Origin of the sequence: Streptomyces jumonjinensis (assembly GCF_009600885.1) — a bacterium.
GTDB classification, from domain to species: Bacteria; Actinomycetota; Actinomycetes; order Streptomycetales; family Streptomycetaceae; genus Streptomyces; species Streptomyces jumonjinensis.
The window spans coordinates 27,571-30,504 of record NZ_VCLA01000130.1 but is presented as its reverse complement, the minus strand read 5'-3'; the positions used below and the strand labels follow the sequence as shown (position 1 = coordinate 30,504).

The window sequence follows — 2,934 nt, the reverse complement described above, 5'->3', positions numbered from 1 at the left end:
GGGGGGGGGGAGAGAGCAGGGCGAGGGAGAGAGCAGGGCCAGGGAGAGCGGAACGGCCCCGCTACTCCCGCAGGGCCGCGATCGCCGCAGCCAGCGCGCCCGGCACATCCGGCACCAGGGTGTGCTCCCCCGCGCGGACGACCCGCCGGCCGCCCACCACCGTCTCGCGCACATCCGCCGCCGTGGCCGCGAACACCGCCGTCTCCGCCGCCAGGCGCGGAACCGGGCCCGCCGTGCGGACGGAGGTCAGGGAGACGGTGGTGAAGTCGGCCAGGGCCCCGGCCTCCAGACGGCCCGCCTCGGGCCAGCCGAGCGAGGCGTGGCCGTCCTCGGCAGCCGCGCGCAGCAGGGCGGCGGCGGTCCAGTGGCCCCGGGTGCGGGTGCGGAGGCGTTCGTCGAGTTCGAGGGCGCGGGCCTCCTCCAGCAGGTCGATGACCGCGTGGCTGTCGCTGCCGAGGGAGAGCGGGCAGCCCGCCCGCTGGAGCGCGAGCGCGGGACCGATGCCGTCCGCCAGATCGCGTTCCGTCGTCGGGCACATGCAGATCCCGGCCCCGGCGCCGCCCAGGACGCCGATGTCGCCGTCCGTCAGATGGGTGGCGTGCACCGCCGTCACCGTGGGCTTCCAGAACCCGGACCGCGCCAGGAGCTCCGTGGGCGTACAGCCGTGCACCGCCGCGCACGCCTCGTTCTCGGCGGGCTGCTCCGAGAGATGGATGTGCACCGGCACGCCCTCGGTGTACTGGGCGAACCGCTCGTATCCGTCCGTATCGGAGAACGCCCGTACGGAGTGGATCGCCGCGCCGATCCGGGCGTGCTCCCGCCCCTTCAGCCGGGACCAGCGCTCGTGCCAGCGGTCCGCCGTGCCGTCGCCGAAACGCAGCTGCGGGCCCGTCAGGGGCTGGTACCCGGCGCGGGAGAGACCGCCGTGGAGATAGGCCGTGTCCAGCAGGGTGATCCGGATGCCCGCGTCCGCCGCCGCCGCGATCAGCGCCTCGCCCATCGCGTTGGGTTCGGCGTAGGGCGTCCCGTCCGGGCCGTGGTGCAGATAGTGGAACTCGCCCACCGCCGTCACCCCGGCGAGCGCCATCTCCGCGTACACGGCGCGCGCCAGCGCGTGGTACGAATCCGGGGTCAGCCGCGACGCGACCTGGTACATCACCTCCCGCCAGGTCCAGAAGGTCCCGGCGCCGACCTGGACCGTGCCGCGCAGCGCGCGGTGGAACGCGTGCGAGTGGGCGTTGGCGAGGCCGGGGAGGGTCAGACCGCGCAGCACCTCGGCCCCGGACGGCGGCGGGCCGTCCCCGGCCCGTACAGCGGTGATCAGGCCGTCCCGTACCTCGATCAGCACCCCGGGCTCCACATGAGCGCCCAGCCAGGCGTGTTCGGCCCAGTACATCGTCAGCGGCACGCGAGTCCCTCCAGTACGCCGGCGAGTGCGCGAACCCCGGCCAGGCAGTCGTCCTCGGCGGCGAACTCGGCCGGGGAGTGCGAGACGCCGGTGGGGTTCCGTACGAACAGCATGGCGGTCGGCACGGCGGCGGAGAGGATTCCCGCATCGTGGCCCGCGCCCGTGCCGAGCACAGGGATCTTCCCGCCGAGAATCCGGTTGAGCTCGTCGCGGAGCGCGTGCCCGAACTCCACGACGGGGGTGAAAGACTCCCGTACGACGGTGAGATCCACGCCGTCGCGCCGGGCGTGCTCCCGGGCGGCCTCTTCGATCGCGGAGACGACGGTGTCCAGGGTGGCCTGGTCGGCGGCGCGGGAGTCGAGCCAGCCGCGCACCAGGGACGGGATGGCGTTGACGCCGTTCGGTTCGACGGCGACCTTGCCGAAGGTGGCGACCGCGCCCGCGAGTTCGGCCTCGCGGCGGGCGGCGAGCACCGTCCGGGCATACCCGATCATCGGGTCGCGGCGGTCGGCGAGCCGGGTGGTGCCCGCGTGGTTGGCCTCGCCGTGGAAGTCGAACCGCCAGCGGCCGTGCGGCCAGATGGCGGACGCGATGCCGACCGCGTCCCCGGAGAGGTCGAGCGCGCGGCCCTGTTCGACATGGAGTTCGACGAACGCGCCGATGCGGGAGAGCCGTCCGGGGTCCGGGCCGATGGCCCCCGGGTCCTGGCCCGCGGCCTCCATCGCCTGCGGGAGGGTGATCCCGTCCGCGTCCCGGAGGGCGTACGCCTGCTCCTTGGTGAGCTGTCCCGCGGTCAGCCGGGAGCCGACGCAGGCCAGCCCGAAGCGGGCGCCTTCCTCGTCGGCGAAGTTGGCCACCGCCAGCGGTCTGGTGAGGTGCGCTCCCGAGGCGCGCAGTTCGTCCAGGGCGGCGAAGGCGGAGATCACGCCGAGGGGGCCGTCGAACGCGCCTCCGTCGGGGACCGAGTCGAGATGCGAGCCGGTGACGACGGCGTCCCCGGCGGCCGGGTCGCCGAGCCAGGCCCACTGGTTGCCGTTGCGGTCGGTCTCGTAGGTCAGCCCCCGGGCGAGGGCCTGCTCCCGGAACCAGGCGCGGCAGTCGGCGTCCGCTCCGGTCCAGGCGTAGCGGCGGTAGCCCCGGGTGCCGGCGTCACGGCCGACGGGGGCCAGCTCACGCCACATCTCGGTGAACGACGGCGTCATGAGGGCTCCTGGGTCCCGGCGGGGATGGTGGGGGCGGTGGACCGGCCGCCCGGGGGATGGGGTCTGCTTCGGGGACTTCGGGGTGGGGCTGGGTGCGGTGTGCTGGGGTCCGGGGTCCGCTCCGGCGGCCTGGGCGGGGGTGCTTCGGGGCTGGGGTCCGGGGTCCGCTCCGGGGTGGTGCCGGGACTCATGATTTACGGGCGCGTTTCCAGTCCTTGTTCAATGACGGGCCTCCTTCGCGCCACAATCACGCTTTACGTCCCGGCACCACCCCTGCGCGGCCCCCTCCCATGCAGGTCGAAACCGCCCGCCGCCCGTCCCGGT

2 protein-coding genes are annotated in these 2,934 nt (G+C 74.6%); both read right to left on the bottom strand.

All coding sequences use genetic code 11. From position 1 onward, the window contains the following. Positions 1 to 61: 61 nt before the first annotated feature. Positions 62 to 1,396: a formimidoylglutamate deiminase gene (locus FF041_RS15340; RefSeq protein WP_153523372.1), complete on the bottom strand. Its 1,335-nt coding sequence runs from the start codon at positions 1,394 to 1,396 to the stop codon at positions 62 to 64. A 2-nt stretch (positions 1,397 to 1,398) separates the two neighbouring features. Further along, positions 1,399 to 2,610: an allantoate amidohydrolase gene (locus FF041_RS15335; RefSeq protein WP_153523349.1), complete on the bottom strand. Its 1,212-nt coding sequence runs from the start codon at positions 2,608 to 2,610 to the stop codon at positions 1,399 to 1,401. Positions 2,611 to 2,934 lie beyond the last annotated feature (324 nt).

Bases quoted from the DNA above. Each gene is read 5' to 3' on its own strand.
- FF041_RS15340 (WP_153523372.1), bottom strand. From the start codon at position 1,396: ATGTACTGGGCCGAACACGCCTGGCTGGGCGCTCATGTGGAGCCCGGG.
- FF041_RS15335 (WP_153523349.1), bottom strand. From the start codon at position 2,610: ATGACGCCGTCGTTCACCGAGATGTGGCGTGAGCTGGCCCCCGTCGGC.